We start from the raw sequence: 25591 nt of genomic DNA, 5'->3' as shown, positions 1-25591 counted from the left end.
GACTCCTTCCGTGTTCCGCCTACCGGGTTAGCTGTCGGGTTCGGGCGGGTGGTTCGGAAGGGTTGCCCTACGGTCCGTGTCCCCCTCGGGGAGGCGGACCGATTCACCCCAGGTCGGTGTGGGTCCCCGGCTCCGGATGCGCGCGGGCGCCCCGGACTCGGCGGAGGCCGCGCGGCCCGGCGGGGTTCGCCGGTGGGGGTCGTACGGCCTGCCCGGCACGGTAGCCAACTCGTGTGGCCCCTGTGAAGGTTGATGTTCGATATGCCCGATACATTTTCGTGACCTTTGGTCAGGGGGTCGCAGTCGATCACCTGGCGTGGCGGAGTCGTCACGGATGGCGATTCGGTGGATGTTCCCGGGGCGGCGGCGGGCTGTCAGTGGAGCGCCCTAGACTCGGAAGGCGATGAGCAGCCTCTTTGACGACAGCTTCCTGGCGGACCTCAAGGCACCCCGTGGCCATGACGAGGAGCCCCCGCCGCCGCCCGAGGACGATCACGTACCGGAGTCGGTCCCGGACGATCTGTTCGGTGGGAAGTTCGACGTGCCTCCGGACCGGGACACGCACTACCGCGACGGCGCCCCCCGCCCGGCGATCGACCCGGCCGCGCTCCTGGACGGGCTGAACGACAACCAGCGCGCGGCCGTCGTCCACTCCGGCACCCCCCTGCTCATCGTGGCCGGCGCCGGCTCCGGCAAGACCCGCGTCCTCACGCACCGCATCGCGCACCTCCTCGCCGAGCGGAGCGTCCACCCGGGCCAGATCCTCGCGATCACCTTCACCAACAAGGCCGCGGGCGAGATGAAGGAGCGCGTCGAGCAGCTCGTCGGCCCGCGCGCCAACGCGATGTGGGTGATGACCTTCCACAGCGCGTGCGTGCGCATCCTGCGCCGGGAGAGCAAGAAGCTCGGCTTCACGTCCTCCTTCTCGATCTACGACGCCGCCGACTCCAAGCGCCTGATGGCGCTGGTCTGCCGCGACCTGGACCTCGACCCCAAGCGCTACCCGCCGAAGTCCTTCAGCGCCAAGATCAGCAACCTGAAGAACGAGCTGATCGACGAGGAGGACTTCGCCGCGCAGGCCACGGACGGCTTCGAGAAGACGCTCGCCCAGGCCTACGCCATGTACCAGTCGCGGCTGCGCGAGGCGAACGCCCTCGACTTCGACGACCTGATCATGACGACGGTCAATTTGCTGCGCGCCTTCCCGGACGTCGCCGAGCACTACCGTCGCCGCTTCCGGCACGTCCTGGTCGACGAGTACCAGGACACCAACCACGCCCAGTACGCCCTCGTACGGGAACTGGTCGGCACGGCGCAGCACGACGAGGACGTACCACCCAGCGAGCACGACCTCCCGCCCGCCGAGCTGTGCGTCGTCGGTGACGCGGACCAGTCGATCTACGCCTTCCGCGGCGCGACGATCCGCAACATCCTCCAGTTCGAGGAGGACTACCCGAACGCGACGACGATCCTGCTGGAGCAGAACTACCGCTCCACGCAGACCATCCTCACCGCGGCCAACGCCGTCATCGAGCGCAACGAGTCCCGCCGCCCCAAGAACCTGTGGACCAACGCGGGCGCGGGCGCGCGCATCACCGGCTATGTCGCCGACACCGAGCACGACGAGGCCCAGTTCGTCGCCGATGAGATAGACCGCCTCACGGACGCGGGCGACGCGAAGGCCGGCGACGTCGCCGTCTTCTACCGCACCAACGCACAGTCCCGTGTCTTCGAAGAGGTCTTCATCCGCGTCGGCCTGCCCTACAAGGTCGTCGGCGGCGTCCGCTTCTACGAGCGCAAGGAGGTCCGGGACGTCCTGGCCTACCTGCGCGTGCTGGCCAACCCCGAGGACTCGGTCCCGCTGCGCCGGATCCTGAACGTCCCCAAGCGCGGCATCGGCGAGCGCGCGGAGGCGATGATCGACGCCCTCGCCCAGCGGGAGAAGATCAGCTTCCCGCAGGCGCTGCGCCGCGTCGACGAGGCGTACGGCATGGCCGCGCGCTCCGCCAACGCGGTCAAGAAGTTCAACACGCTGATGGAGGACCTCCGTACGATCGTCGAGTCCGGCGCAGGACCGGCGACGGTCCTGGAGGCGATCCTCGAACGGACCGGCTATCTGGCCGAGTTGCAGGCCTCCACCGACCCGCAGGACGAGACCCGCATCGAGAACCTCCAGGAACTCGCCGCCGTCGCCCTGGAGTTCGAGCAGGAGTCCGGCGAGGACGAGGAGTCCGCGGGGCTTGCCGACTTCCTGGAGCGGGTCGCGCTGGTCGCCGACTCCGACCAGATCCCGGACGAGGAGGAGGACGGCTCCGGCGTCATCACCCTGATGACCCTGCACACCGCCAAGGGCCTGGAGTTCCCGGTCGTCTTCCTGACCGGCATGGAGGACGGCGTCTTCCCGCACATGCGCGCCCTCGGCCAGACCAAGGAGCTGGAGGAGGAGCGCCGCCTCGCCTACGTCGGCATCACGCGCGCGCGTGAACGGCTCTATCTGACGCGGTCGTCGCTGCGCAGCGCCTGGGGCCAGCCCTCGTACAACCCGCCCTCCCGCTTCCTGGAGGAGATCCCGGCCCAGCACGTCGACTGGAAGCGCAAGGGTGCCACGGCGCCGGTCGCCTCCGGTCCGGCGTCGGGTGTGGCCGCCTCCCTGTCGTCCTCGCGCTCGCGCTCGTCGGCATCGGGCGCGTCCGGGTTCGCCACCAGCCGCGCCTCCGACAAGCCGGTGGTCTCGCTGGCCGTCGGCGACCGGGTCACCCACGACCAGTTCGGGCTCGGCACGGTCGTCGCGGTGAAGGGCACGGGCGGCAACGCGGAGGCGACGATCGACTTCGGCGACGCCAAGCCGAAGCGGCTGCTGCTGCGGTATGCGCCGGTGGAGAAGCTGTAGGTCTTTACGCGCGAGCCCCCGCTCAACGGCGGGGGCTCACGGAGAAGTTGAGACGGTCTACGTCGGGTCGAGCCCGTGGCTGCGCAGCCACGGCAGCGGGTCGATCGCCGAACCGCCGCCCGGCCTGACCTCGAAGTGCAGGTGCGGGCCGGTGGAGTTGCCGGAGTTCCCGGAGTACGCGATCGGAGTGCCGGCCTTCACCTCGGTGCCGGAGGCGACGCGGTAGCTGGAGAGGTGGCAGTACCACGTCTCCGTACCGTCCTTGGCGGTCACGATCATCATGTTCCCGTACGCGCTGTTCCACTGCGTACGGGCGACGCCGTCGGTCGCGGCCATCACCGTCGTGCCGTACGACACCGGGAAGTCGATGCCGGTGTGCACGGACATCCAGTTGATGCCCGCCTGGCCGAAGTAGGCGCTGAGCCCCTTCTGGGTGACCGGAAGCGCGAACTTGGGGCGCAGCCGCTCCTTGCGGGCCGCCTCCTCCGCCGCCTTCTTCTTCTCGGCCGCCTGCTGGGCCTTGAGGTCGATGCGCTCCTGCGTACGGCTGGCCCGGTCGGCGAAGTCGTCGGCGCCCGCGGACAGGCTCTGCAGCTGGGAGTCCAGCTTGTTGTTGGCCGCGGACGGCTTCACCGCGTGCGCGTCGGACGCGGTGGTGGAGGTGTCCTTGTCGTCGCTGAAGGTGCCCACGGAAGCGGCGGCGATACCGGCCACGCCCATCACGCAGGCCGAGGGCACCGCGATGGTCAGCAGCGCGGACCGCCGGGCGGGCGCACGACGGCGGGAACGGGAGGCGGTGCGGGTGGCGGCGCGCGACGCCGCGGGCGCGACCTCTTCCTGGTCGTCCAACAGCGGGGCCAAGGCGGGGAGTTCACCCGTGGCGGCCAACTCGCCCTCGTCCGGGGCGCGTTGCTCGTACGGGGCCTCGGTGTGGTCCGCGTACGGGTCGTCGCTGTGTTCCGCGTACGGCTCCGGCTCGATCTGCTCGAAGACGGCGGTCCCGTGCTGATCGAACGGTTCGCCACCCTGGAGCTCGGCGCCCTGGAACTCGCCACCCTGGAGCTGGACGCCCTGGTGTTCAGCGCCCTGGAACTGGCCGTTGTGCTGCTCGCCGTCGGAGTTCCACTGCGTGGCGTCGTAGGCCCCGGTGTCGAAGGCCTGCGTGCCCCACTCCCACTGCTGGGTGGGGTCGGCGGGCGCGCCCTGCTGATCGGGCTGCAGCCAGGCGCTCGCGTCCCACTGACCGGAGTGGTCGTGGCCGGTGGCCTGCTGCGGGATGAGGGGGAGCGGCTGGTGCTCGGCGGACCAGGTGGTCGTCCCGTATGCGCCGGTGTCGTACCCGCCGTTGTCGTACCCGCCGTTGTCGTAGAGCCCGGTGTCGTAGCCGGGGTGCTGCTGGGCCGCGTAGGCGTCGTGGCCCGCGGTCTGGTGCAGGCCCGTGCCCCACTGGCTCGCGTCGTACGAGGCGGTGCCCTCGCCCGGGAGGCTGCCGAAGAGGGGGTCGGCGTCGAACGTCGCGGTGGGGTGTGCGCCGGTCGCAAAACCGCTCGCGTCGTAGGTGCCGTACGTGGTGAACTCGCCGTACTGGGCTTCCTGAGTGCCGTACGACGCGAAGTGCGCCGAGGCGTCATGGGAAGCCGGAGCCGGGGTGGTCATGGTCCCCGACGGGTGACGGTCGTTCACCAACTTCTCTTTCGCCTCGACAACAGGGGCTGCCAGAGCAGTGCGGCGACTGTACCCGGCGGTACGCGGGCGCGACAATCTTCAACTGGTTTCGGGCGCGCAGGAAACGGGCATTCGGCCGTGTTTCGGGGGACTGCAGGCGCGAGCTTGGCCTGGTGTTCGAGACGTGTTCGATCGCGAGTGGTCTGTGCGGCGGCTGTCCCGTCTCTGTCCTGCCACTGTCACGCCACTGTCAGGCCGCCGGCGCGGGCGGCGGCTTCGGCTCCTGTTCCCTCGGCGTCGAGAGCCTGACGTATCCCGGTCGCGACGGCCGGGTGCACGGGCAGGGCCAGATGTCCGATCCCGCTCACCCGTACGTTCTGCACCATCAGGTCCGGGTGGTCGATACAGGCGGTCTCCAGCGGGTCCATCAGATGGTCTAGGTCGCTCCAGAAGCTGACGAAGTGCGTACGGCAGCCCGGCGCGGGCCGGGTCAGCTCGTCGAGCAGCGCCGAGCCCGGACGCATCTGGCGCACGATCGGGTGGGCGTTCGCCAGTGGTGCCACCCGGGTGCCGGAGTGCGGGGTGCCGAGGGTGACCAGGGTGCCGACCCGGACGTCACCGCCGAGCCGCTGTACGTAGTACCGCGCGATCAGCCCGCCGAGGCTGTGCCCGACGATGTCGACCCGCTCGCTGCCCGTGCGCTCGCAGATCTCCTCTATGTGCCGGCCGAGCAGCTCGGCCGCTGTCCGGATGTCGCAGGTCAGCGGTGAGTAGTTGAGCGACTCCACCTGTTGCCTGCCGTGCTGGGCGAGGCTGCGGCGCAGCAGCACGAAGACCGAGCGGTTGTCTATGAAGCCGTGCAGGAGCACGACCGGGGGCTTCGTCTCCGTCGGCAGCTGCGCGGCGCCGTCCGGTGCCGGGAGCGGGGCTGACGGGCTTCGGCGTTCCTGGAACACGCCGGTGGGATAGAGCAGGAGGTGGCCCGCGAGAATCGCCAGCTCGAGCGCGGTCGCTCTGAGCAGGGTCACGGAGAGTCCCGCCAGCCTGCCGGGGAGCAGCCGCTGACAGAGCGGAAGAAAGGGCGGAAAAAAGGGCAGAGCTGCCCGGGTGACCTTCATGGCCGACCTCCTGTCGGCACGCAGGAGGACGCCTCTGTCCCCCGTGTGCCCTCGTGGAAGCCGCGAGACAGGCGGTCGACGGTGCCTTCGTGCCGTCGCCGTCGCCGACGCGCCTCACCGCCACGGCACGCGGTCTGCGGTGCCGTGGTGCGGCGACCTCGTTGCGGCTCCTGGTGCGCCTGTTCCCGCCGGAACGGTGCGCGGTGAACGTGTCTCATCGTGTGATTTCCCCCTCGGTCCACACCGCGAAACTGCCGGTTGCGCGATGGTGGGGATAACGTTCGTTCACTTCCCTCGCCGGTGCGGATACGGCTGTACTGGTCGGTGGGGATGGATGCAGTCGCTTCATGGAGGCAGTGATGGGTGTGGCAGCCGGTCCGATCCGCGTGGTGGTGGCCAAGCCGGGGCTCGACGGCCACGACCGTGGCGCCAAGGTGATCGCGCGGGCGCTGCGCGACGCCGGAATGGAGGTCATCTACACCGGCCTCCACCAGACCCCCGAGCAGATCGTCGACACCGCGATCCAGGAGGACGCCGACGCGATCGGGCTGTCCATCCTCTCCGGCGCCCACAACACCCTCTTCGCCGCCGTGATCGACCTGCTCAAGGAGCGCGAGGCGGAGGACATCCTGGTCTTCGGCGGCGGGATCATCCCCGAGGCGGACATCCCGCCGCTGAAGGAGAAGGGCGTCGCGGAGATCTTCACGCCGGGCGCGACGACCCAGTCGATCGTGGACTGGGTACGGGCCCACGCCGGGCAGCCGGCGGAGGCGTAGGGCGTTCGCATGCGCTCGGCGGCGCGCGGGGGCGTCCGGCGGTGCGTGCGGGACGCTGGACGGTGGCTGGGGAGCGCGTAGGACGCTGGACGGTGACCGGGGAGCGCGTGGCGACGCGTGCCGGGCGTCGCGCGACGATCGGGGCGCGCCGGGCCGTGCGTGCGGTGCGGGTCGGGTGAACGGGCGCTGGGTGGCACGGGTTACTCCGGCTCCAGTTCCTCCGCCATCGTCCTGCGCAGCCGCAGGGTCGTGACCAGGCGCTGGAACGCCTCCGCCCAGTAGCCCCCGGCGCCGGGCGACGCGTCCTCCGATTCGTCGGGTATCGCCAGCAGGCCGTTGAGGCGGCCGGCCTCCGCGGGGTCGAGGCAGCGCTCGGCCAGGCCCATCACTCCGCTGAAGCTCCACGGGTAGCTTCCCGCGTCCCGGGCGATGTCGAGGGCATCGATCACAGCCCTGCCGAGCGGCTCGGACCACGGCACCGCGCACACCCCGAGCAGCTGGAACGCCTCGGACAGGCCATGGGCCGCGATGAACCCGGCGACCCAGTCGGCCCGCTCGGCGGCGTCCAGGGTGGCGAGCAGCTTGGCGCGCTCGGCCAGCGACACGGCTCCCGGCCCGCCGGCCTCCGGTGCCGACGGCGTACCGAGCAGGGTACGGGACCACTCCGGATCCCGCTGCCGTACGGCGGCCCGGCACCACGCCGCGTGCAGGTCGCTCTGCCAGTCGTCCGCCACCGGCAGTGCCACGATCTCCCGGGGCGTACGCCCGCCGAGCCGCGCGGACCACGTCCCGAGCGGTGTCGCTTCCACCAACTGGCCGAGCCACCATGACCGTTCACCCCGTCCCGCCGGAGGTTTGGCCACGACACCGTCGCGCTCCATGCTCGCGTCGCACTCGGGCGGCGCCTCGACCGCGATCGTGGGGGAGTCCAGGGTGTGGTCGACGGCGATGCACGCCGTGGCCCTGACCGCCATCCGCGCGGCGAGTGCCGAACCCGGCAGGGCGGAGAGCAACTCGGCCGCCGTCGCCCGCACATTGCGGCTGCGGTCGGACAGCGCCTGCTCCAGGAAGGGTTCGTCCTGCGGGCCGAGTCCCGTGCGCAGCGAGTCGAGGAACATCAGCCTGTCCTCGGCCCGCTCCGTCGACCAGGTCGTCGCCAGCAGTTCGCGCGCGGCGGCGGGCTCGCGGGCACGCAGGGCGGACAGCAGCGCGACCCGCTCGGCGAACAGGCCCTCGTCCCACAGGACCCGGATCCGCTCGGTGTCCTCGGGGTGCGGCAGGGCGGTGCCTCCGCCCGGCGTCGCGCGCAGGGCGAACCGCCAGTCCGGGTTCAGCCGCGCGAGCCACATGGCGCGCGGTCCGGCGAACTTCAGTGCCGCCGGCCGCAGGTCCGTGCGCCCCCGGGCCGCGTCCAGGAGCGCGGGCACGGCCTGAGGGGGTGCGGCGAAACCGCGGGCGTTCGCCGACGCGAGCCACTGGGGCAGCAGCTCCATGAGGTCCGGTGCCGTGCCTCTGCGGCCACCGCTGGTGCCGGGGCGGTCGGCCAGCAGCAGCGCGAGCCTGCGGGCCGCCGCGGCGGGCAGCGCCGGGCGGTGGTCCTCGGCGACCGGCTCCGGCCGGGCCGCCGCCTTGGCGGGTCGCAGCCCGGCCCGCCGCCGTACGGTCTCCACGGCCGCCGCGTCCAGCAGCGCCAACGGAGCCTCACGCCCCGGCGCGCCGCCGGGCGGGGTGCGCCGCTCGGTGCCCAGCAGCGCCGTCGTGACGAGCTCTTCCCAGACGCCCGGTGCGGGGGCATCCACGGGCGCGGACGTCCTGTTCATGGGGTTCCTTTCCATGGGGTGCCGAGGAAGAGGGAGCAGAGGAAGGAGAGGACGGAGGAGCAGAGGAAGAAGAGAGCGAAGGTGCAGAGGAAGGACGGGAGGGAGGACGGGAGGGAGGACGGGAGGGAGGGGAGAGCGGGGCCCGCGGGGCGGGTCCGCACAGCTGCACCGGTCAGCACAGCTGCACCGCCTCTCCGGTCGCCTCGGGCCAGGCCGCCAGCGGGGTGAAGCCGCGGTGGCCGCATTCGCCGAAGACCTTGACCGGGGCGCCGCCCGACAGGGCGACGAGACGCCACAGGCCGGGCCGGGACCGGGCGGACGGCGTCAGGGGCAGCGCGCTGTCCTCGTCGGCGTCCGCCAGCTGCCAGGAGTCGCCGTCCGGGGTCGGTATGACCCGGTCCAGGGTCACCGGGACGGAGTCCAGCCAGGGATCGTCGCGCAGCGCCTCGCCGTAACGAGCGGCTGCTTCGGCCGTCGTCACTCCCGGCGGCCGCGCCGTGGCCGGTGCCGGCGGGGCGAACTGCTCGCCCAGGGCCGCACGTTGCTGCCCGGCACCGGGATAGGCGGACACCTCGGCGTCCAGGGTCAGTCCGACCGGCAGCGCCAGCTCCGGTGCCCGGCCCGCGGCGCCGTAGGAGAGCAGCAGCGCGGTGCGGTCCGAGTCGGTGCCGTACAGCCAGATGCGGCGGGTGGTCAGGCGGGCGTCCGCCGTGTCGTACTGGGCGAGGACCAGCCAGCGGTCCCGCAGCGGCGGACCGTCCGCCGTGCCGGGCAGGCCGATGCGGGTACGGACCGCCGCCGCCAGGTCGTCCGGCAGCTGTTCGCGGTGCAGCCAGCCCTGGTCGAGGAGGTGGAGCAGCGCGCTCTCCTCCAGCAGCCGCACGGGCCAGCCGGGTCCCGACGACGGTATCGCCCCCAACTCCCGCACTCGCGCGGCCAGTCCGGGCGCCTGCGCGTCGACCATGCGGGCCGCGGTCTCCTCCCACAGCCCGTACCCCGCCTGCTCCGCGCCGGCCAGACCGCCGCGCAGCAGGTCGGCCAGACGCTGCTCCAGCTCACTCGCCCCCGCGGTGACCCGCGCGGCCCGGCGCTCCGCCCGGCGCCGCGCGGCCTCGGGATCACCGGATCCGGACGGGGAATCGGCCGAAGGCGTCGACCGCTTCTGCTCGGCGCGCTGCCTTCTCCCCGCCATCCACTGCTCCGCCCAGTCCGGCGCCTCGCCCGGGGGCACCGCACCGTCCTCCCCGGCCCAGAGCAGCAGCAGTCCGAGAGCGTGCTTGCACGGGAACTTGCGGCTCGGACAACTGCACTTGTACGCGGGACCCGCCGCGTCCGCGAGGTCGACCACCGTCTGATACGGCTTGCTGCCGCTGCCCTTGCACAGTCCCCATACCGCCCCCTCGTCGGAACTCCCCGCCTCGGACCACGGCCCGGCCGCTCCGAGTTTGCTTCCTGCTTTGCGTGACGCGGCGTCAGGCGCCAGCGCCAGCACCTGGTCCGCGCTCCAGCGCACCCCCTGCTGAGTCATGCCATCGAAGGTAGATCCCCCCACTGACAATGGGCCTGGCGAGCGCGTTTTCGCAGGTCACAACGGATTGTCAGTGGCGTGGTGCACGGTTGGTCACAGATCCGAACCGGCCGAGCTGGAGGGGGCCTCAGCCATGTCTGTGTCCGTGGAACCGACGACCGTCGAAGCAACCGGAGTTCTCGCGAAGGAGCCGGCCGAGGCGTTGCGACCGCACGCCGAAGACGCCTTCGCGGGCGAACTCGCCGCGCTGGCGGCGCAGGACGACCGCCCGCGCCCGGCCCGCTGGAAGCTGTCGCCGTGGGCGGTGGCGACGTATCTGCTCGGCGGCACACTGCCGGACGGCACGGTGATCACGCCGAAGTACGTGGGTCCGCGCCGCATCGTCGAGGTCGCCGTCACCACGCTCGCCACCGACCGCGCCCTGCTCCTGCTCGGCGTGCCCGGCACCGCGAAGACCTGGGTGTCCGAGCATCTGACCACGGCCGTCAGCGGCGACTCGACCCTGCTCGTGCAGGGCACGGCCGGGACCCCGGAGGAGGCGATCCGCTACGGCTGGAACTACGCGCAGCTGCTGGCCAACGGCCCGAGCCGGGACGCGCTGGTGCCCAGCCCGGTCATGCGGGCCATGGCGCAGGGGATGACGGCGCGGGTCGAGGAGCTGACCCGTATCCCCGCCGACGTGCAGGACACCCTGATCACGATCCTGTCCGAGAAGACCCTGCCGATACCGGAGTTGGGGCAGGAGGTGCAGGCGGTCCGCGGCTTCAACCTGATCGCCACGGCCAACGACCGCGACCGCGGGGTGAACGACCTCTCCAGCGCCCTGCGTCGCCGCTTCAACACGGTGGTGCTGCCGCTGCCGGAGAGCGTCGAGGCCGAGGTCGACATCGTCTCGCGCCGCGTCGACCAGATCGGGCGCTCCCTCGACCTGCCGGCCGCGCCCGACGGCATCGACGAGATCCGCCGCGTCGTCACCGTCTTCCGCGAGCTGCGCGACGGGGTCACCTCCGACGGCCGGACGAAGCTCAAGTCGCCGAGCGGCACGCTGTCGACGGCCGAGGCCATCTCCGTCGTCACCAGCGGGCTCGCCCTGGCCGCGCACTTCGGCGACGGTGTGCTGCGCTCCGGCGACGTCGCCGCGGGCATCCTCGGCGCCGTCGTCCGAGACCCGGCGGCCGACCGCGTCATCTGGCAGGAGTACCTGGAGGCGGTCGTCCGCGAACGCGACGGCTGGAAGGACTTCTACCGGGCCTGCCGGGAGGTGAGCGCGTGAGCGACCTGGGGTGGGGGCGCTCGGGCGACGGCAAGGAGCCGGGCGGGAGCAAGGGGTCCGGCGGGAGCAAGGGGTCCGGCGGGAGCAAGGGTTCCGGCGGCTCGAAGGGATCGGGCGGATTCCAGGGGCGGGGCGGGTTCCAGGGGCCGGGCGGCTCGGTGTGCGCGGCGTACGAGGACGGTGGGCACGTCGGGTACGGCAGCGGGGGCGTCGGGGCGGCGTGCGGTGGCGGCCAGGTGTGGCGATGAGGCGTCCGGCGGTGGCCGGGTGTGGCGATGAGAGGGGAACGGTGTGACGGGGCTTGAGAGGGGGAGGGCGTGACGGGACTTGAGAAGGGCGGTCGCGCGACGGTCGGCGGTGGGCCGCTGTTGCTGGGCGTACGGCATCACGGGCCCGGCTCGGCGCGCGCGGTGCGGGCGGCCCTGGACGCGGCCCGGCCCCGGGTCGTGCTGATCGAAGGGCCGCCCGAGGCGGACACGTTGATCCCGCTGGCCGCAGAGGAGGACATGCGGCCGCCGGTCGCCCTCCTCGCCCACGCCGTGGACGAGCCGGGCCGCTCGGCCTTCTGGCCGCTCGCCGAGTTCTCCCCGGAGTGGGTCGCGATCCGATGGGCCGTGGAGCACGAAGTCCCGGCACGCTTCATCGACTTGCCCGCCACACACACGCTGGCGTGGGGGAAGGACGAGGGGGCGGGAGAGAGGCCGGGCGAGGGGGTGGGCGACGGGGACGGGGCTGGTTCTGATGCGGGTTCCGGCGCTGGGTCCGGTGCTGGTCCGGGTTCCGAGGCCGGGTCCGGTGCTGGTCCGGGTTCTGACGCCGGGTCCGGTGCTGGTCCGGGTTCTGACGCCGGGTCCGGTTCTGGCCCAGATTCCGACGCCGGGTCCGAATCTGGTCCGGGTTCTGACGCCGGGTCCGGTGCCGGCCCGGATCCCGAGGCCGGGTCCACTGCTGCGCCCGCTGCGGACGCCGACGTGCGCATCGATCCGCTCGCCGTGCTTGCCGAGGCCGCCGGTTATGACGATCCCGAGCGATGGTGGGAGGACGTCGTCGAACACCGGGGGAGCGCCGAGGGGGACGCCTTCGCGCCGTTCGTCGTGCTGGAAGAGGCCATGGGGGCGTTGCGGGAGGCGTACGGCAGCGGGGGACATGACCGCGCTCTCGTGCGGGAGGCGTACATGCGGCTCCAAGTGCGGGCGGCACGGATGGAGTTCGAGGACGAGGTCGCCGTCGTCTGCGGGGCCTGGCATGTGCCCGCGCTGCGGCAGAAGACGGCCGTCTCCGCCGACAGGGCCCTGTTGAAGGGGCTGCCGAAGGTCAAGACGGACATGACCTGGGTGCCCTGGACGCACCGGCGGCTGTCGCGGGTCAGCGGGTACGGGGCGGGGATCGACTCACCCGGTTGGTACGGGCATCTGTTCGCCGCGCCCGACCGGCCGATCGAGCGCTGGATGACCAAGGTGGCCGGACTGCTGCGCGAGGAGGACCGGATCGTCTCCTCGGCGCATGTCATCGAGGCGGTGCGGCTGGCCGAGACGCTCGCCGCGATGCGCGGCCGCCCGCTGCCCGGGCTCGGCGAGACGACCGACGCCGTGCGCGCGGTGATGTGCGAGGGCTCGGACGTGCCACTCGCGCTGGTGCACGACCGGCTGGTCGTCGGCGATGTGCTGGGGGAGGTGCCGCAGTCCGCCCCCGCCGTGCCGCTGCAGCGGGACCTGGACCGGATCCAGCGCCGGCTGCGTCTCAAACCGGAGGCGCTGGAGCGGGAGTTGGAGCTCGACCTGCGCAAGGAGACCGACGCCGGGCGCAGCCGGCTGCTGCACCGGCTGCGGTTGCTGGGCATCGGATGGGGCGAGCCGGCGGTGTCGCGGGGCAGCACCGGCACCTTCCGGGAGACCTGGCGGCTGCGCTGGGAGCCCGAGCTGTCCGTGCGGGTGGCGGAGGCCGGGGTGTGGGGCACGACGGTGTTCGCCGCAGCCACGGCCAAGGCGGAGGCGGACGCCCTCGGCGCGCAGGCACTGGCCGATGTCACCGGGCTCGCCGAGCGCTGTCTGCTGGCCGAACTGCCGGACGCGCTGCCGGTGGTGATGCGGATCCTCGCCGACCGCGCGGCACTGGACACGGACGTCGGCCATCTCGCACAGGCCCTGCCCGCCCTGGTCCGCTCGCTGCGGTACGGCGATGTCCGGGGCACCGACACCGGCGCGTTGGCCGGGGTCGCGGCGGGCCTCGCCGAGCGGATATTCGTCGGCCTGCCGCCGGCCTGCGCGGCCCTGGACGCGGACGCGGCCGAGGAGATGCGGCGTCATGTGGACGCGGTCCACGGGGCGGTGGGGCTGCTCGCCGACGTGCCCGCGCCCCGGCACGGCGATCTGCGCGGCCGCTGGCACTCGGTCCTGCGTGTGCTGTCCGTCCGGGACACGGTGCCCGGGGTGATCCGGGGCCGGACAGTACGACTGCTGCTGGATGACGGGGAGTTGGGGCAGGACGAGGCGGCGCGGCTCATGGGGCTCGTGCTCTCGCCGGGCACGCCGCTCGCCGACGCGGCCGCGTGGATCGAGGGCTTCGTCGGCGGAGGATCCGGCGGCGGAATGCTCCTCGTGCACGACGAGCGGCTGCTCGGGCTGGTCGACGCATGGCTGACGGGAGTGCCGGCGGACGCGTTCACGGACGTACTGTCCCTGCTGCGGCGGACGTTCTCGGCGTACGAGCCGGGCGTACGCAGGACGCTCGGCGAGCTGGTGCGGCGCGGACCGGGGGAGCGTCGCGGCGTGACGGCCGCCGGATCCGGCATACCCGGCTTCGCGGACGGTCTGGACTCCGCGCGGGCGGCCGCGGTGCTGCCGGTGGTCCGGCTGCTGCTGGGGCTCGGGGAAGTGACACAGGGCGCTGAAGGCAACGGCGTCGACAACAACCTTGCAGGGGTGGCGGGATGACGACGATCCGACGGACACAGACGCGGGAAGGCGCCGGTGTGAGGGGCCTCAACGGTGACGGCAAGGGGCGCGGAGGAGACCGGACGAAGGACCGTCCCGTGGCCGTCGCCGCGGTGATGCCCCTCTGGGACCGGCCCCGTCCAGTGGTGTGCCGATGACCACCGACGCGACGGGCACGGAGCCGATGACCACCGACGCGACAGGCACGGAGCCGATGCCCACCGCGACGACGGACCCGGCGCAGGAGCGGCTGAGGCGCTGGCGGCTGGTGCTCGGGGGCGACGCGGCCGACGGCACGGGATGCACGTTGTCGGGCCAGGACTCCGCCATGGACGGGACGTTGGCCGCGCTGTACGGGAAGGGGGACAAGCCGGGGCAGTCGGGGCGGGACCGTTCGGCGGGGCTCGGGGCGTCGGCGCCGTCCGTGGCGCGCTGGCTCGGGGACATCCGGACGTACTTCCCCTCCTCGGTCGTCCAGGTCATGCAGCGCGACGCCATCGACCGGCTCGGTCTGTCCACGCTGCTGCTGGAGCCGGAGATGCTGGAGGCGGTGGAGGCGGACGTGCACCTCGTCGGCACGCTGCTCTCCCTCAACAAGGCGATGCCGGAGACGACGAAGGAGACGGCACGGGCCGTCGTGCGCAAGGTCGTCGAGGACCTCGAGAAGCGGCTCGCCACCCGGACCCGGGCCACCCTCTCCGGCGCGCTCGACCGCAGCGCCCGGATCAGCCGGCCGCGCCACCACGACATCGACTGGAACCGCACCATCGCGGCCAACCTCAAGCACTACCTGCCCGAGTACCGAACGATCGTGCCGGAGCGGCTCATCGGGTACGGGCGGGCGTCACAGTCCACGAAGAAGGAGGTCATCCTCTGTATCGACCAGTCGGGATCCATGGCGGCATCCGTTGTGTACGCATCGGTGTTCGGGGCGGTGCTCGCCTCGATGCGGACGATCTCCACGCGACTCGTCGTCTTCGACACGGCGGTCGTCGACCTCACCGACCAGCTCGACGACCCGGTGAACGTCCTGTTCGGGACCCAGCTCGGCGGCGGCACGGACATCAACCGTGCGCTCGCCTATTGCCAGTCGCAGATCACCCGGCCCGCGGAGACGGTGGTGGTCCTGATCAGCGACCTCTACGAGGGCGGGATACGCAACGAGATGCTCAAGCGGGTCGCCGCGATGAAGGCGTCGGGGGTGCAGTTCGTGACGCTGCTCGCGCTCTCGGACGAAGGGGCACCCGCCTACGACCGGGAGCACGCATCCGCGCTCGCCGCGCTCGGGGCACCGGCGTTCGCCTGCACGCCCGACCTCTTCCCGGAGGTGATGGCGGCGGCGATCGAGAAGCGGCCGCTGCCCATACCGAACGCGGCGTGACCGCGGAACGGTTCGTGGAACCGCGTAGGGCCGTTCGGTGACGATTTGTCGATCCATCGTCGTCCGACTTGGCCCAGCAAAACGGACATGACTACCCATCGGTAACAGGGGGCTTGCGCAACCTCGGGAGGGCCGTGCAAGGATCGACGTCCTGTCAGCCGTACGCCGTGCTCCGCTCGTCAGTGCCGCGTCGCACCGCCTCGTAGCCGTCACGGCTTGTTGTGTGTACTCCGTTCCGCCGCACAGGAGGATCCACCCCCTTGACCTGGCCAGCAGCCCTGCCCGGTGTCGCTGTGCGCATCCTGCGCACGGCGGCCGGGCGGCGTGCGCTGCAAGTGGGCCTGCTGGTGGGCGGATTGTTCGCGCTCGGATTCCTCTGCGGGGAGCAGGCGCACGCGGCGGAGCGGACACAGCCGGCCTCCTCCGAGGTCGCGCCGCCGGGGCCGGTGGAGGGTGTGCGGTCCTTGACGGGCCATGTGATCGACACGGTCGGCGCGCTGACGCACATACCGACGGCACCCGCGGTGCAGCCGGGAGCGCCCGCCACCGGTGCGAAGCCCGGGCACGCGCCGGACACTTCGTACGAGTCGCAGCACACGTCGCGGCCCACGTCGCATCACAGGCCGCACCACGAACTGCGCCCCGAGCCGCACGCTCCCGCCACGTCCGACCCCCACCTCGACCCTGTCCCAGACCCCGACCCTGCCCCAGACCCCGACACCGTCGCAGACCCAGTCCCGGGTCCCGCTTCCGTTCCCGCGTCCGGGGCGAAGCCCCGTCCCGCGCCCTCCCGTCACCCGCTCACCGACTCGCTCGCGGGACTCGGTGCGGGCGATCGGGTTGCCGACCCGACGGCCGGTCGGCTCGTCCGGACCCTGAGCGACCGGGTCCTGCAGCCGGTCGGCGGTCTGGTGGAGACGGTGACCGCCGGGCTGGGCAGGGCGACGGCGCAGATGCCGCCGTTGTCGGCACTGCCCACTCTGCCGAATCTGCCGGTCCTGCCCGGCTCTCCGACGGTGCCGCTCCTGCCCGGTCTTCCCGAGGTGCCGGGCCACACGCTGCCCGCCCCCGTCACGCAGACCCCGCAGCCGGCTCCCGCCGGGCCCGCGGCGGAAGCGGCCGTGGACGACAGACGTTCCGGCAGCGGGCCGGGCGGCGCGGCGTTCGGGCCACGAACCGCCTCCCATGTCACCAAGGTCGAGGCCGACGCCACCCCGGTGCAGCCCCGGGGGCAGCGGGCCGCCGGTGCCGGGCACGCCCCGGCGCACCAGGCGCCCGACAGTGACCCGACCGGCGAGCTGTTGAGCCACGCCGCGGTCGACAACGGCACCTCCAGGCACAGTGACGCGCACGCGGTCACCCTGAACCACCGGGCGCCCGTGCGGCTCGTGCCCGGCGCCGCCGCTCGCGTGGACGCGGCCGGCACCCGGGACAGGTACCGGGACATCCCCGTCTTCCCCGGCTAGGGCAGGCAGGCCTTCTCCTGCCGGAACCGCCGCGCGGGAACGGAACAGGTCTGCCATTCCTGTTCAGCCACCCCGTCCGGGCACACCTGAGTTTCCCGGACGCATGCCGCCGACTCCGCCGGTCCCGACGTCCAGGATCGGGTCCGGACGCGGCGCCGCAACTGCCCCAGCCTTTCGAAGATCCAGGGATCTGAAGCACGCATGAACAAGAACATCCGTCGTTCCATCGTCATAGCCGCCGGTGTGACCGGCGCATGGGCGCTCGGCTCCGCCGTCGCCAGCGCCGACGAACTGCCGGCATCGTCCCTGTCCGCGTCCGACGCGACCGGCGACACCGACAGCACTCTCGGCCCGGTCACCGAAGCCGTCACCGGCCCGGTCACCGAAGCCGTCACCGGCCCGGTCACCGACGCCGTCACCGGCACGGTCGACGGCGTCGTCACCGACGTCCAGCACACCGCCTCCACGGTCACCCACACCCTCGGCGGCGCCGAGCGGACAGGACCGGCCGGACGGACGGCGCCCGCCACCACCGCCACACAGGAGGCCACCAAGCAGGCCACCAAGCAGGCCGACAAGCAGCCCGCCGCCCGGACCGGCAAGCAGATGGCGGCCCCCCAGCCCTCCACCTCCCGGATGAGGGGCGCCGCCGCCATCCATGGCGCCAAGGCCGCCCGTGCCGCGCGGGCCGCGACATCTGCCGATGTGCACGCCACGGCCGCAGCCGCGGGCACCGCAGCCCGAACCACCGTCTTCGGCACGACCTCCTCCACCCGCGGTGAGGTCGACTACCTCTTCGGTCCGCTCGGAGCCTTCGCGCCGGAGGTGGAGGAGGCGCTCGCCGCAGCTCAGACGAAGCTCCAGGGCGTGCAGTCGGCGGCCCGCTCCACGACGCAGGGCGTCGACGGCGTCGTACGGACGAGGGCGCAGCACACCGTCGCCGGCGCGGGCCGGGCGACAGGCGTGACCGCGGTCGCGCAGACCGAGGCCGGCGCCGTCGCAGGTGCCGCGCACGACTCCGTCTCCGCGGTCCCCGGCCGTGTCACGGGCGCCGTTTCCGCAGTCCCCGGCCGAGTCACGGGCGCCGTCTCCGCAGTCCCCGGCACGGTCGGGCCGGTCGTCGACGAGACCGTCGCGGCAGCCCTCCCGCCGCTCGCCGCCAGTGCCGTGCACGGCGTGACGCCGGTGGCGGGCCAGGCGGTCGCGGGCGTCGTCCCGGTCGCCGGGCAGGCCGTCGCCGGGGTCGCACCCGTCGCCGGTCACGCGGTGGACGGTGTGCTGCCGGTCGCCTCCGGCGCGGTGCACGGCGTGACGCCCGTTGCGGGTGGTGCCGTGTCCGGCGTCGGGCAGACGGCGGGGCACGCGGTCGGCACCGCGACGCAGCTGGCGTACGGCGTGGTGGGCGATGTGCAACCGGTCGCCGCTGACGCGGTGGACGGTGTGCTGCCGGTCGCCTCCGGCGCGGTGCACGGCGTGACGCCCGTCGCGGGCGGGGCCGTGTCCGGTGTGCGGTCGGTGGCCGGCGGTGCCGTCTACGGCGCGGTGCCGGTCGTCGGCGGTGTCGTGGCGGACGTGCCGCCGTACGCCACCGACCTGGTCGGCCAGGTGCGCGACGACGTCACCGGTGCCGTGCTGCCGCCCGTCGCGCACACCGCCGTGGACGGTGTGCTGCCGGTCGCCGGGCAGGCCGTGACGGACACGGGCGCGCTGGCCCACGGCGTGGTGGGTGACGTCCAGCCGTTCGCCGCCGGGGTCGCCGAGGCCGCGGTGCCGCTCGCGTACGGCGTGACCGGGCAGGCGACCGGGCTGGCGTACGGAGTGACCGGCGAGGTGCCGCAGTTCGCGCAGGGTGTCGCCGGCGCGGTCCAGCCGGTCGTGGACACGGTCACCGAGACCGTCCACCCGGTCGTGCAGGGCGTCGGCGGCAGCGCGACGACGCTGGCGTACGGCGTCGTGGACGACGTCGTCCCCTTCGCGGGCGGGGTGACCGGCGAGGTCGGCCCGTTCGCGCAGGGGGTCGTGGGTCGCGTCGCGCCCCTCGCCGGTGATCTGCAGGGCACCGTGCACTCCACCGCGGGTCCGCTCGCCGGGCACGCCGTGACCGGCGTGGAGGGTGTCGCCGAGTCGATCACCCCGGGCCACGTGCAAGACCTCCACCAGGGCTTCCACCAGGGCCTCCCCCAGGACGTCCCCCACAACGCCCACCCGGACAGCGTCTGACGCCGACCGGCACCCCCGTTCCCCGGCGCCCCAGCTGGAACGCGCCGGACAACCGACTCCGCGTGGTCGCAGGACCCGGACGGCCGAAAGCCGTCGGACTGTCCGGCCCCAACCCCGCGGTACGGGACGGACGGTCCCCATTGGGGTGGGGATCGCCCGCCCAGAGCCCCGAAGGCGGCGCAAGCCATGCCCGCCGGGGGGCTCAGTGGGCCTCACCGGGTCAACCCCAGCCCGGTGAGGCCCTACCCATGCACGCACCCCATGCACGCACCCCATGCCCACACCTGCCCTCACTCACGGCACCCCGTGCCAGTGAGCGCGGCATCATGTGACAGGTATCACCGCTCAGGTGTGACCCGCGATTTAGAGGCCCCTCGGAAGCAGCGATAACCTGCGAGACGGACATGCCGCGCGCTCGGACACCGTGTGCGCCTCCCTTGTGACACTCGGCGGACGTCACGTTGCCCTTCGCGGCACGCCCACGCATCCAACGAACCGCGAGATCACTGATAGGGACGGAAGCGCGTGGACCTGTTCGAGTACCAGGCGAGGGACCTCTTCGCCAAGCACGATGTACCGGTGCTGGCCGGTGAAGTCATCGACACGCCTGAGGCGGCCCGCGCAGCCACCGAGCGCCTCGGTGGCAAGTCTGTCGTCAAGGCCCAGGTGAAGGTGGGCGGCCGTGGCAAGGCCGGTGGCGTGAAGCTCGCCGCCACCGCCGACGAGGCGGTCGAGCACGCGACCAACATCCTCGGCATGGACATCAAGGGCCACACGGTCCACAAGGTGATGATCGCCGAGACGGCCCCCGAGATCGTGGAGGAGTACTACGTCTCCTTCCTCCTCGACCGCGCCAACCGCACCTTCCTCTCCATTGCGTCCGTCGAGGGCGGCATGGAGATCGAGGAGGTGGCGGAGACCCGCCCCGAGGCCGTCGCCAAGACGCCGATCGACGCCAACGTCGGTGTGACCCCCGAGGTCGCCCGCCAGATCGTCGAGGCCGCCCACTTCCCGGCCGAGGTCGCCGACAAGGTCGCCGACGTCCTGGTCACCCTGTGGAAGACCTTCGTCGAGGAGGACGCCCTCCTGGTCGAGGTGAACCCGCTGGCCAAGGTCGCCTCCGGCGACGTCATCGCCCTCGACGGCAAGGTCTCCCTGGACGAGAACGCCGAGTTCCGCCAGCCGGAGCACGAGGCCCTCCAGGACAAGGACTCCGCGAACCCGCTGGAGGCCGCCGCCAAGGAGAAGAACCTCAACTACGTCAAGCTCGACGGCGAGGTCGGCATCATCGGCAATGGCGCGGGTCTCGTCATGAGCACCCTCGACGTCGTCGCGTACGCCGGCGAGAACCACGGCGGCGTGAAGCCCGCCAACTTCCTGGACATCGGCGGTGGCGCCTCCGCCCAGGTCATGGCGAACGGCCTGGAGATCATCCTGGGCGACGAGGACGTCAAGTCCGTCTTCGTCAACGTCTTCGGCGGCATCACCGCGTGCGACGAGGTCGCCAACGGCATCGTCCAGGCCCTCAAGCTCCTCGAGGACCGTGGCGAGAACGTCACCAAGCCGCTCGTCGTCCGCCTCGACGGCAACAACGCCGAACTGGGTCGCAAGATCCTCACCGACGCCAACCACCCGCTGGTGCAGCGCGTCGACACCATGGACGGCGCGGCCGACAAGGCCGCAGAGCTCGCGGCTGCTGCGAAGTAAGGGACGAGGGACTACACAGCCATGGCTATCTTCCTCAACAAGGACTCCAAGGTCATCGTCCAGGGCATGACCGGCTCGACGGGCATGAAGCACACCAAGCTCATGCTCGGTGACGGCACGAACATCGTCGGTGGCGTGAACCCGCGCAAGGCGGGCACCTCCGTCGACTTCGACGGCACCGAGATCCCGGTCTTCGGCACGGTCGCCGAGGCGATGGAGAAGACGGGCGCGAACGTATCCGTCCTCTTCGTCCCGCCGGCCTTCTCCAAGGCCGCCGTGGTCGAGGCCATCGACGCCGAGATCCCGCTCGCGGTCGTCATCACCGAGGGCATCGCGGTGCACGACTCGGCCGCGTTCTACGCGTACGCCGTGGAGAAGGGCAACAAGACCCGGATCATCGGCCCGAACTGCCCCGGCCTGATCACGCCGGGCCAGTCGAACGCCGGCATCATCCCGGGCGACATCACCAAGCCGGGCCGTATCGGCCTGGTCTCGAAGTCGGGCACGCTGACGTACCAGATGATGTACGAGCTGCGGGACATCGGCTTCTCCTCCGCCGTCGGCATCGGTGGCGACCCGGTCATCGGCACCACGCACATCGACGCGCTCGCCGCGTTCGAGGCCGACCCCGACACCGACCTGATCGTGATGATCGGTGAGATCGGCGGCGACGCCGAGGAGCGTGCCGCGGCCTTCATCAAGGAGAACGTGACCAAGCCGGTGGTCGGCTACGTCGCGGGCTTCACCGCGCCCGAGGGCAAGACCATGGGCCACGCCGGCGCCATCGTCTCCGGCTCCTCCGGTACGGCCGCCGCGAAGAAGGAGGCCCTCGAGGCCGCCGGCGTCAAGGTCGGCAAGACGCCGACCGAGACCGCCAAGCTGGCGCGCGCCATCCTGGCCGGCTGAACCGCCGCTTCCCGCAAGGGTGTTGACGGGCCCGCTCCCCGCACGGGGGCGGGCCCGTTCGCGTCACCTGAACTGCGGCACCAGCCGCTCGGGCCCGTTCACCGTGCTCCGGCGCAGCTTCGCCCGCAGCCGGGTCTCCGCCTCCGACAGCGGCCCGAGCGCCACCCGCGGCGGCACTCCCTGCACCTGCACGCCGGGCGCGACCGGGGGCTCGTAGTGCGTCGGAGCCGTGCGCAGGGTGAAGGTCGTCGTTCCGATGAGCGCGACCGTGAACGCGATGGCAGCCCGTGCCCAGAACCGTGATCTGCGCTCGCCGGCCGTGCGGACCGTCGGCGGCCTGCGCGCGCGCAGCTGCTCCGCTGAGGCCACTTCGGCCAGTCGGCGGTGCAGCACGGACTGGTCGGCCAGGTCCGGCAGACGCGCGGCGATCACCTCGCGCGCATGCAGCAGCCGGCCCGCCGCGGCCGGTGTGCTCGCCTCCGTCTCGGCCGCCGTCTCCGGCAGATCCAGACCCACACCGTCGTACAGCAGCAGTGTCCTGCGGTACGGCGCCGGCAGCGTGAGCAGGACGTCCATCAGCGCGCGGTCGCCCGCGTCGGACGGCGGGGGCTCCGGGTGGCGGTGGCTCGGGCGGAACCGATGCCAGGGGGAGAGCGCGTACTCGTACGTCGTCGCCCGCACCCAGCCCGCCGGGTCCCGGTCGCGGGCCACCTCGGGCCAGCGCTGCCAGGCCAGCTGGAAGGCCCGCTCGACCGACTCGCGCGCCAGCTCGCGCCGTCCGGTGAGCAAATAGGCCTGCCGTACGAGGGCGGGCGCGCAGAACGCGTAGAGCGCGTCGAAGGCCTGAGCGGGGGTCAGGGCAGGGGCCTGCTGCTTCTCCAGACACACCGTCACCTTGGCCTCGTCGACCTGACCCTGCGTCACGATGCGCCCTTCCGAACGAAAAAGAACATAAACGTATATTGAGCGACACTACGGAGGTTTGCCCGTTACGACGAGAAAGCGCGTGTCGTTGGGAGCATGGCCGTCGTGATCCAGATGACCGCTCGCCGACCTCCGCTGTCGTCCCTGCCCGCCCGGCTGCGCGACCGCTCGCCCGGGCTGGCCGCCGGCCTCGTCGGAGGCGTACTGGCCGCCGGGCTGGGGCTCGGTTCGTTCGCCGTGCTCGTGGTGGCGATGTGGATCAGCTCGCCGTATCCCGACAGCGGGCCGGGCGGCTCGCTCCACGTCGCCGCCGCTCTGTGGCTCCTGGCGCACGGCACCGAACTGATCCGCACCGAGACGCTCTCCGGAGTCCCCGCGCCGGTGGGGGTCACGCCGCTGCTGCTGCTCGCGCTGCCGGTGTGGCTGGTGCACCGGGCGGCACGCGACGCCGTCGAGGGCGACGAGGAGGACGCGCCGCTCGGGTCCGCCCGCGCGGTCTGGACGGGTGTCGTCCTCGGCTACCTCGGCGTCGGCACGGCCGCCGCGCTCTACGCGTCCGGCGGTGCCCTGCGGCCCTCGTGGGAGTGGACCGGGGTGAGCCTGCCGGCGCTCGTCATGGCCGCGGCGGCCCTGGGCGTGTGGAGCGCCTACGGCAGACCGCTCGAAGCCGTCGACGCCGTGCCCGGACTGCTGCTGCCGCCCGGGCGCCGCTCGCCCGCACCGTACGCCCGCGAGCGCCTGGGCACGGCCGCGCGGGCAGCGGGCGCGGGCGCGGCGGTGCTCGTCGGCGGCGGGGCGCTGCTGGTGGCGGCATCGCTGGTGTGGCACGGCGCGGCGGCGCGGGGCACGTTCGTGCAGCTCACGGAGGGCTGGTCGGGCCGTTTCGCGGTGCTGCTGCTGTGCGCGGCGCTGGTGCCGAACGCGGCGGTGTGGGCAGCGGCGTACGCCCTGGGACCGGGGTTCGTCCTGGGCGCAGGTCACGTGGTGGGACCGCTGTCCTCGGCGCCGGCTCCGCTGCTGCCGCCGTTCCCGCTGCTGGCTGCGGTGCCGGACGCCGGACCCGGGCAGTGGGTGAACTGGGCCGCGGCGGTGGTGCCGCTGGCCGCCGCCCTGACGGTCGGGTGGTTCGTGGGCCGGGCGCAGTCCCCCGGCTCGGCGCACACCGCCGGGACCGCCGCGCTGGCGGCGCTGCTGTGCGCCGTCGCCACGGCCGTCCTCACCGGGCTCGCGGGCGGTCCGCTCGGCGTCGCCGAGCTGGCCCGGTTCGGGCCGGTGTGGTGGCAGACGGGTCTCGCGGCGCTCGCCTGGACGGCGCTGCCCGCGATCCCCACGGCGGTGCTACGACGGGCCTGGCTGTGCCGCACGCGCCGCCTGGCCGCCGAGAAGAGCAGGACCAGGAAGACCCTGGAGCTGCGGGTCGCTGACCCGAGGACGGGAGGGCCGGAAACGATGGAACCGAAGACGGTGGAGCCCGGGACGGTGGAGCCGGCGGCGAGCGCGCCGACACCGGCGGAGCCGGAGGTGACGTCACCGGCGCGCGGAGGCCGGATCCGGCGGACGGCCGCGTCGGTCGCGGCATGGTTCGGATTCCAGAAGGGCCCGGGAGGCGGCCCGCAGAGCGCGGACCGGGCGCCCGCACCGCCCCCCGCCAAGCCGCCGTCCGTGCCCTACGACGACGGCGACGTCTACGCCCCGCTGACCGAGAAGGACGGCCCGGCCTACGACTTCCTGCCCGCCGAGCCGTTGCCCGCACCCCCGGCACCCCGCCGCGACGACCTCACGCACGAGGCCCGCTGGGCGGCACTGGAGGCCCGCTGGGCGGAGCTGAAGAGCGAGCCGGTCCTGCCCAGAACACCGGGCCTGCCCAAGACTCCGGACCTGCCCAAGACTCCGGACCTGCCCAAGACTCCGGACCTGCCCAAGACTCCGGACCTGCCCAAGACTCCGGACCTGCCCAGAACACCGGACGCGCTCAAGCCCCCGCAGAAGCCGACCGCCCCCAGCACCCCGGACGCCCCGGACACCCCCGACGAGCCGTGACCCGCGCTCGGCGCCCGGTCAGCTGTTGGTGCCGAGCAGTCCGCGCAGCTCCTTCGGCAGCAGGTCGCTGCAGGACTGCTTCGCCTGGTTGGTCAGGGCGTCGTTCGTGCACGAGTAGTAGTCGCTGTAGACCAGCCGGGCCGTGAACGACGCGGCGACCAGGGCGATGGCCAGCGCGGCCGTCACCAGGCCGGTCACCGCCGCCGTCGTCTGGGGCCGGCCCGGCGGCTCGGCGGCGCCCTGCGGGGCGGCGGACCTGGCGCGCAGGGAGCTCACACCCCAGTACAGCGCGAGGGCGCCCAGCAGCAGGGCCACGTACGGCCAGCTGAACAGGGCGAAGAAGAAGGCCCACATGCCGCACAGCAGCGCGTAGCGCGCGCGGCGCTGGGCCGGGTCCGTCGGGTCCCAGCGCATGCCCGGGCCCTGCGTGTTCCCGCCCTGGCCCTCGGGGCCGGGCTGCGGGCTGCCGGGCCGCTGCCCGAAGCCGCCGGAGGAGCGGCCCGGCTGGCGGTCGCTCCACTGGCTGCCCCAGGGAGAGCTGTCGCCGTCGGAACCCTCGCCGCCCTGGCCGTCGGCCGGGCGGCGCGGCTGCCACGGGCGGTCCGGCGTGCCCTCCGGCGGAGGGGCGAAGGGGTTGTCCCTGTCCTCGTCCCGTCCGTCCCGGCCGTCGGCGCCGCTGCCGCCGTCCTTCCGGTCGGAGGGCGCGTCCGGCGGTGAGGCGGGGCGCTCGCGCAGCAGCACGCCGCGGTGCTCCCCTCCCTGCAACGGCTGCGGGGGGAGCGTGAGGAGTCGCAGGCTGCGGTCCGGCATCAAGTGAGCGTCTTCCCCTAGGTGATACGGCTGCGATCAGGCCTTCGTACGGCTGTCTCGGGTGAGTCTTCCCCTGGGAAACGCACCGCACGACGACCGCGTTCCCGACCGGGGCTCTCCCAGACGCTACCTTC

Annotated in this window: 17 protein-coding genes and 1 riboswitch; of the genes, 11 read left to right on the top strand and 6 right to left on the bottom strand. The window is 72.8% G+C overall.

Annotated features, from left to right (window positions below; all coding sequences use genetic code 11):
• Nucleotide 1 precedes the first annotated feature (1 nt).
• Nucleotides 2-173, bottom strand: a riboswitch (cyclic di-AMP (ydaO/yuaA leader).
• A 230-nt stretch (nucleotides 174-403) separates the two neighbouring features.
• Nucleotides 404-2890 carry a DNA helicase PcrA gene (gene pcrA / locus MQN93_RS07900; protein ID WP_016434703.1) on the top strand — a complete coding sequence of 829 codons (2487 nt, stop codon included), beginning with the start codon at nucleotides 404-406 and terminating at the stop codon, nucleotides 2888-2890.
• Nucleotides 2891-2947: 57 nt separating this feature from the next.
• Here pcrA and MQN93_RS07895 read toward each other — a convergent pair whose 3' ends face one another.
• Both MQN93_RS07895 and MQN93_RS07890 read right to left on the bottom strand, forming a co-directional pair.
• A complete protein-coding gene (locus MQN93_RS07895; RefSeq protein ID WP_242708888.1) occupies nucleotides 2948-4573 on the bottom strand; it encodes a M23 family metallopeptidase in 1626 nt (541 codons plus the stop codon).
• Nucleotides 4574-4794: 221 nt separating this feature from the next.
• The gene (locus MQN93_RS07890) at nucleotides 4795-5673 is read right to left on the bottom strand and encodes a lipase family alpha/beta hydrolase (RefSeq protein WP_242708887.1); all 879 of its coding nucleotides are present in this window, start codon (nucleotides 5671-5673) and stop codon (nucleotides 4795-4797) included.
• Nucleotides 5674-6032: 359 nt separating this feature from the next.
• On the opposite strand from MQN93_RS07890, the gene icmB reads away from it, so the two are divergent.
• Complete coding sequence (icmB, locus tag MQN93_RS07885; RefSeq protein WP_242708886.1) at nucleotides 6033-6449, top strand: coenzyme B12-dependent isobutyryl CoA mutase small subunit; 417 nt, start codon at nucleotides 6033-6035, stop codon at nucleotides 6447-6449.
• 200 nt (nucleotides 6450-6649) lie between these two features.
• Here icmB and MQN93_RS07880 read toward each other — a convergent pair whose 3' ends face one another.
• Nucleotides 6650-8269 carry a DUF5691 domain-containing protein gene (locus MQN93_RS07880; protein ID WP_242708885.1) on the bottom strand — a complete coding sequence of 540 codons (1620 nt, stop codon included), beginning with the start codon at nucleotides 8267-8269 and terminating at the stop codon, nucleotides 6650-6652.
• Between the two features lie 172 nt (nucleotides 8270-8441).
• On the bottom strand, nucleotides 8442-9797 hold the full coding sequence (locus MQN93_RS07875) for an SWIM zinc finger family protein (protein ID WP_242708884.1): 1356 nt from the start codon (nucleotides 9795-9797) through the stop codon (nucleotides 8442-8444).
• A gap of 133 nt (nucleotides 9798-9930) precedes the next feature.
• Between MQN93_RS07875 and MQN93_RS07870 the strand changes: the two genes are divergently transcribed.
• From MQN93_RS07870 to sucD, 8 genes are all read left to right on the top strand, one after another.
• Complete coding sequence (locus MQN93_RS07870) at nucleotides 9931-11070, top strand: ATP-binding protein (protein WP_242708883.1); 1140 nt, start codon at nucleotides 9931-9933, stop codon at nucleotides 11068-11070.
• Nucleotides 11067-11318, top strand: a complete 252-nt coding sequence (locus MQN93_RS07865; RefSeq protein ID WP_242708882.1) for a hypothetical protein — start codon at nucleotides 11067-11069, stop codon at nucleotides 11316-11318. The genes MQN93_RS07870 and MQN93_RS07865 overlap by 4 nt, the downstream gene beginning before the upstream one ends.
• 69 nt (nucleotides 11319-11387) lie before the next feature.
• Nucleotides 11388-14003, top strand: a complete 2616-nt coding sequence (locus MQN93_RS07860; RefSeq protein ID WP_242708881.1) for a DUF5682 family protein — start codon at nucleotides 11388-11390, stop codon at nucleotides 14001-14003.
• A gap of 214 nt (nucleotides 14004-14217) precedes the next feature.
• A complete protein-coding gene (locus tag MQN93_RS07855; protein WP_372504314.1) occupies nucleotides 14218-15384 on the top strand; it encodes a vWA domain-containing protein in 1167 nt (388 codons plus the stop codon).
• Nucleotides 15385-15644: 260 nt separating this feature from the next.
• Entirely contained in the window at nucleotides 15645-16850 is a 1206-nt protein-coding gene (locus MQN93_RS07850; protein ID WP_242708880.1) for a hypothetical protein, read from the top strand.
• Nucleotides 16851-17051: 201 nt separating this feature from the next.
• Nucleotides 17052-19070 carry a hypothetical protein gene (locus MQN93_RS07845; RefSeq protein WP_242708879.1) on the top strand — a complete coding sequence of 673 codons (2019 nt, stop codon included), beginning with the start codon at nucleotides 17052-17054 and terminating at the stop codon, nucleotides 19068-19070.
• A 525-nt stretch (nucleotides 19071-19595) separates the two neighbouring features.
• On the top strand, nucleotides 19596-20777 hold the full coding sequence (gene sucC / locus MQN93_RS07840) for an ADP-forming succinate--CoA ligase subunit beta (protein WP_016434716.1): 1182 nt from the start codon (nucleotides 19596-19598) through the stop codon (nucleotides 20775-20777).
• A 21-nt stretch (nucleotides 20778-20798) separates the two neighbouring features.
• Nucleotides 20799-21683: a succinate--CoA ligase subunit alpha gene (sucD, locus tag MQN93_RS07835; RefSeq protein ID WP_016434717.1), complete on the top strand. Its 885-nt coding sequence runs from the start codon at nucleotides 20799-20801 to the stop codon at nucleotides 21681-21683.
• Nucleotides 21684-21746: 63 nt separating this feature from the next.
• On the opposite strand, the gene MQN93_RS07830 is transcribed toward sucD, so the two are convergent.
• The gene (locus tag MQN93_RS07830) at nucleotides 21747-22607 is read right to left on the bottom strand and encodes a SigE family RNA polymerase sigma factor (RefSeq protein ID WP_242708878.1); all 861 of its coding nucleotides are present in this window, start codon (nucleotides 22605-22607) and stop codon (nucleotides 21747-21749) included.
• A gap of 96 nt (nucleotides 22608-22703) precedes the next feature.
• Here MQN93_RS07830 and MQN93_RS07825 point away from each other — a divergent pair, with 96 nt between their 5' ends.
• Complete coding sequence (locus MQN93_RS07825) at nucleotides 22704-24647, top strand: cell division protein PerM (protein ID WP_242708877.1); 1944 nt, start codon at nucleotides 22704-22706, stop codon at nucleotides 24645-24647.
• Nucleotides 24648-24665: 18 nt separating this feature from the next.
• On the opposite strand, the gene MQN93_RS07820 is transcribed toward MQN93_RS07825, so the two are convergent.
• The gene (locus MQN93_RS07820; RefSeq protein WP_016434720.1) at nucleotides 24666-25457 is read right to left on the bottom strand and encodes a hypothetical protein; all 792 of its coding nucleotides are present in this window, start codon (nucleotides 25455-25457) and stop codon (nucleotides 24666-24668) included.
• Nucleotides 25458-25591: the final 134 nt, after the last annotated feature.

The sequence above is a fragment of the Streptomyces spinosisporus genome (assembly GCF_022698145.1).
Taxonomy (GTDB): Bacteria; Actinomycetota; Actinomycetes; order Streptomycetales; family Streptomycetaceae; genus Streptomyces; species Streptomyces spinosisporus.
Note: the sequence above shows the minus strand (reverse complement) of the source record. Positions and strands in the feature narration are given on the sequence as shown.

Excerpts from the sequence above, each read along its gene's own strand:
- icmB (WP_242708886.1), top strand. The coding sequence starts at position 6,033 with ATGGGTGTGGCAGCCGGTCCGATCCGCGTGGTGGTGGCCAAGCCGGGG.
- MQN93_RS07880 (WP_242708885.1), bottom strand. The coding sequence starts at position 8,269 with ATGAACAGGACGTCCGCGCCCGTGGATGCCCCCGCACCGGGCGTCTGG.
- MQN93_RS07820 (WP_016434720.1), bottom strand. The coding sequence starts at position 25,457 with ATGCCGGACCGCAGCCTGCGACTCCTCACGCTCCCCCCGCAGCCGTTG.
- pcrA (WP_016434703.1), top strand. The coding sequence starts at position 404 with ATGAGCAGCCTCTTTGACGACAGCTTCCTGGCGGACCTCAAGGCACCC.
- MQN93_RS07870 (WP_242708883.1), top strand. The coding sequence starts at position 9,931 with ATGTCTGTGTCCGTGGAACCGACGACCGTCGAAGCAACCGGAGTTCTC.
- MQN93_RS07890 (WP_242708887.1), bottom strand. The coding sequence starts at position 5,673 with ATGAAGGTCACCCGGGCAGCTCTGCCCTTTTTTCCGCCCTTTCTTCCG.
- MQN93_RS07875 (WP_242708884.1), bottom strand. The coding sequence starts at position 9,797 with ATGACTCAGCAGGGGGTGCGCTGGAGCGCGGACCAGGTGCTGGCGCTG.
- MQN93_RS07845 (WP_242708879.1), top strand. The coding sequence starts at position 17,052 with ATGAACAAGAACATCCGTCGTTCCATCGTCATAGCCGCCGGTGTGACC.
- sucD (WP_016434717.1), top strand. The coding sequence starts at position 20,799 with ATGGCTATCTTCCTCAACAAGGACTCCAAGGTCATCGTCCAGGGCATG.
- MQN93_RS07825 (WP_242708877.1), top strand. The coding sequence starts at position 22,704 with ATGGCCGTCGTGATCCAGATGACCGCTCGCCGACCTCCGCTGTCGTCC.
- MQN93_RS07855 (WP_372504314.1), top strand. The coding sequence starts at position 14,218 with ATGCCCACCGCGACGACGGACCCGGCGCAGGAGCGGCTGAGGCGCTGG.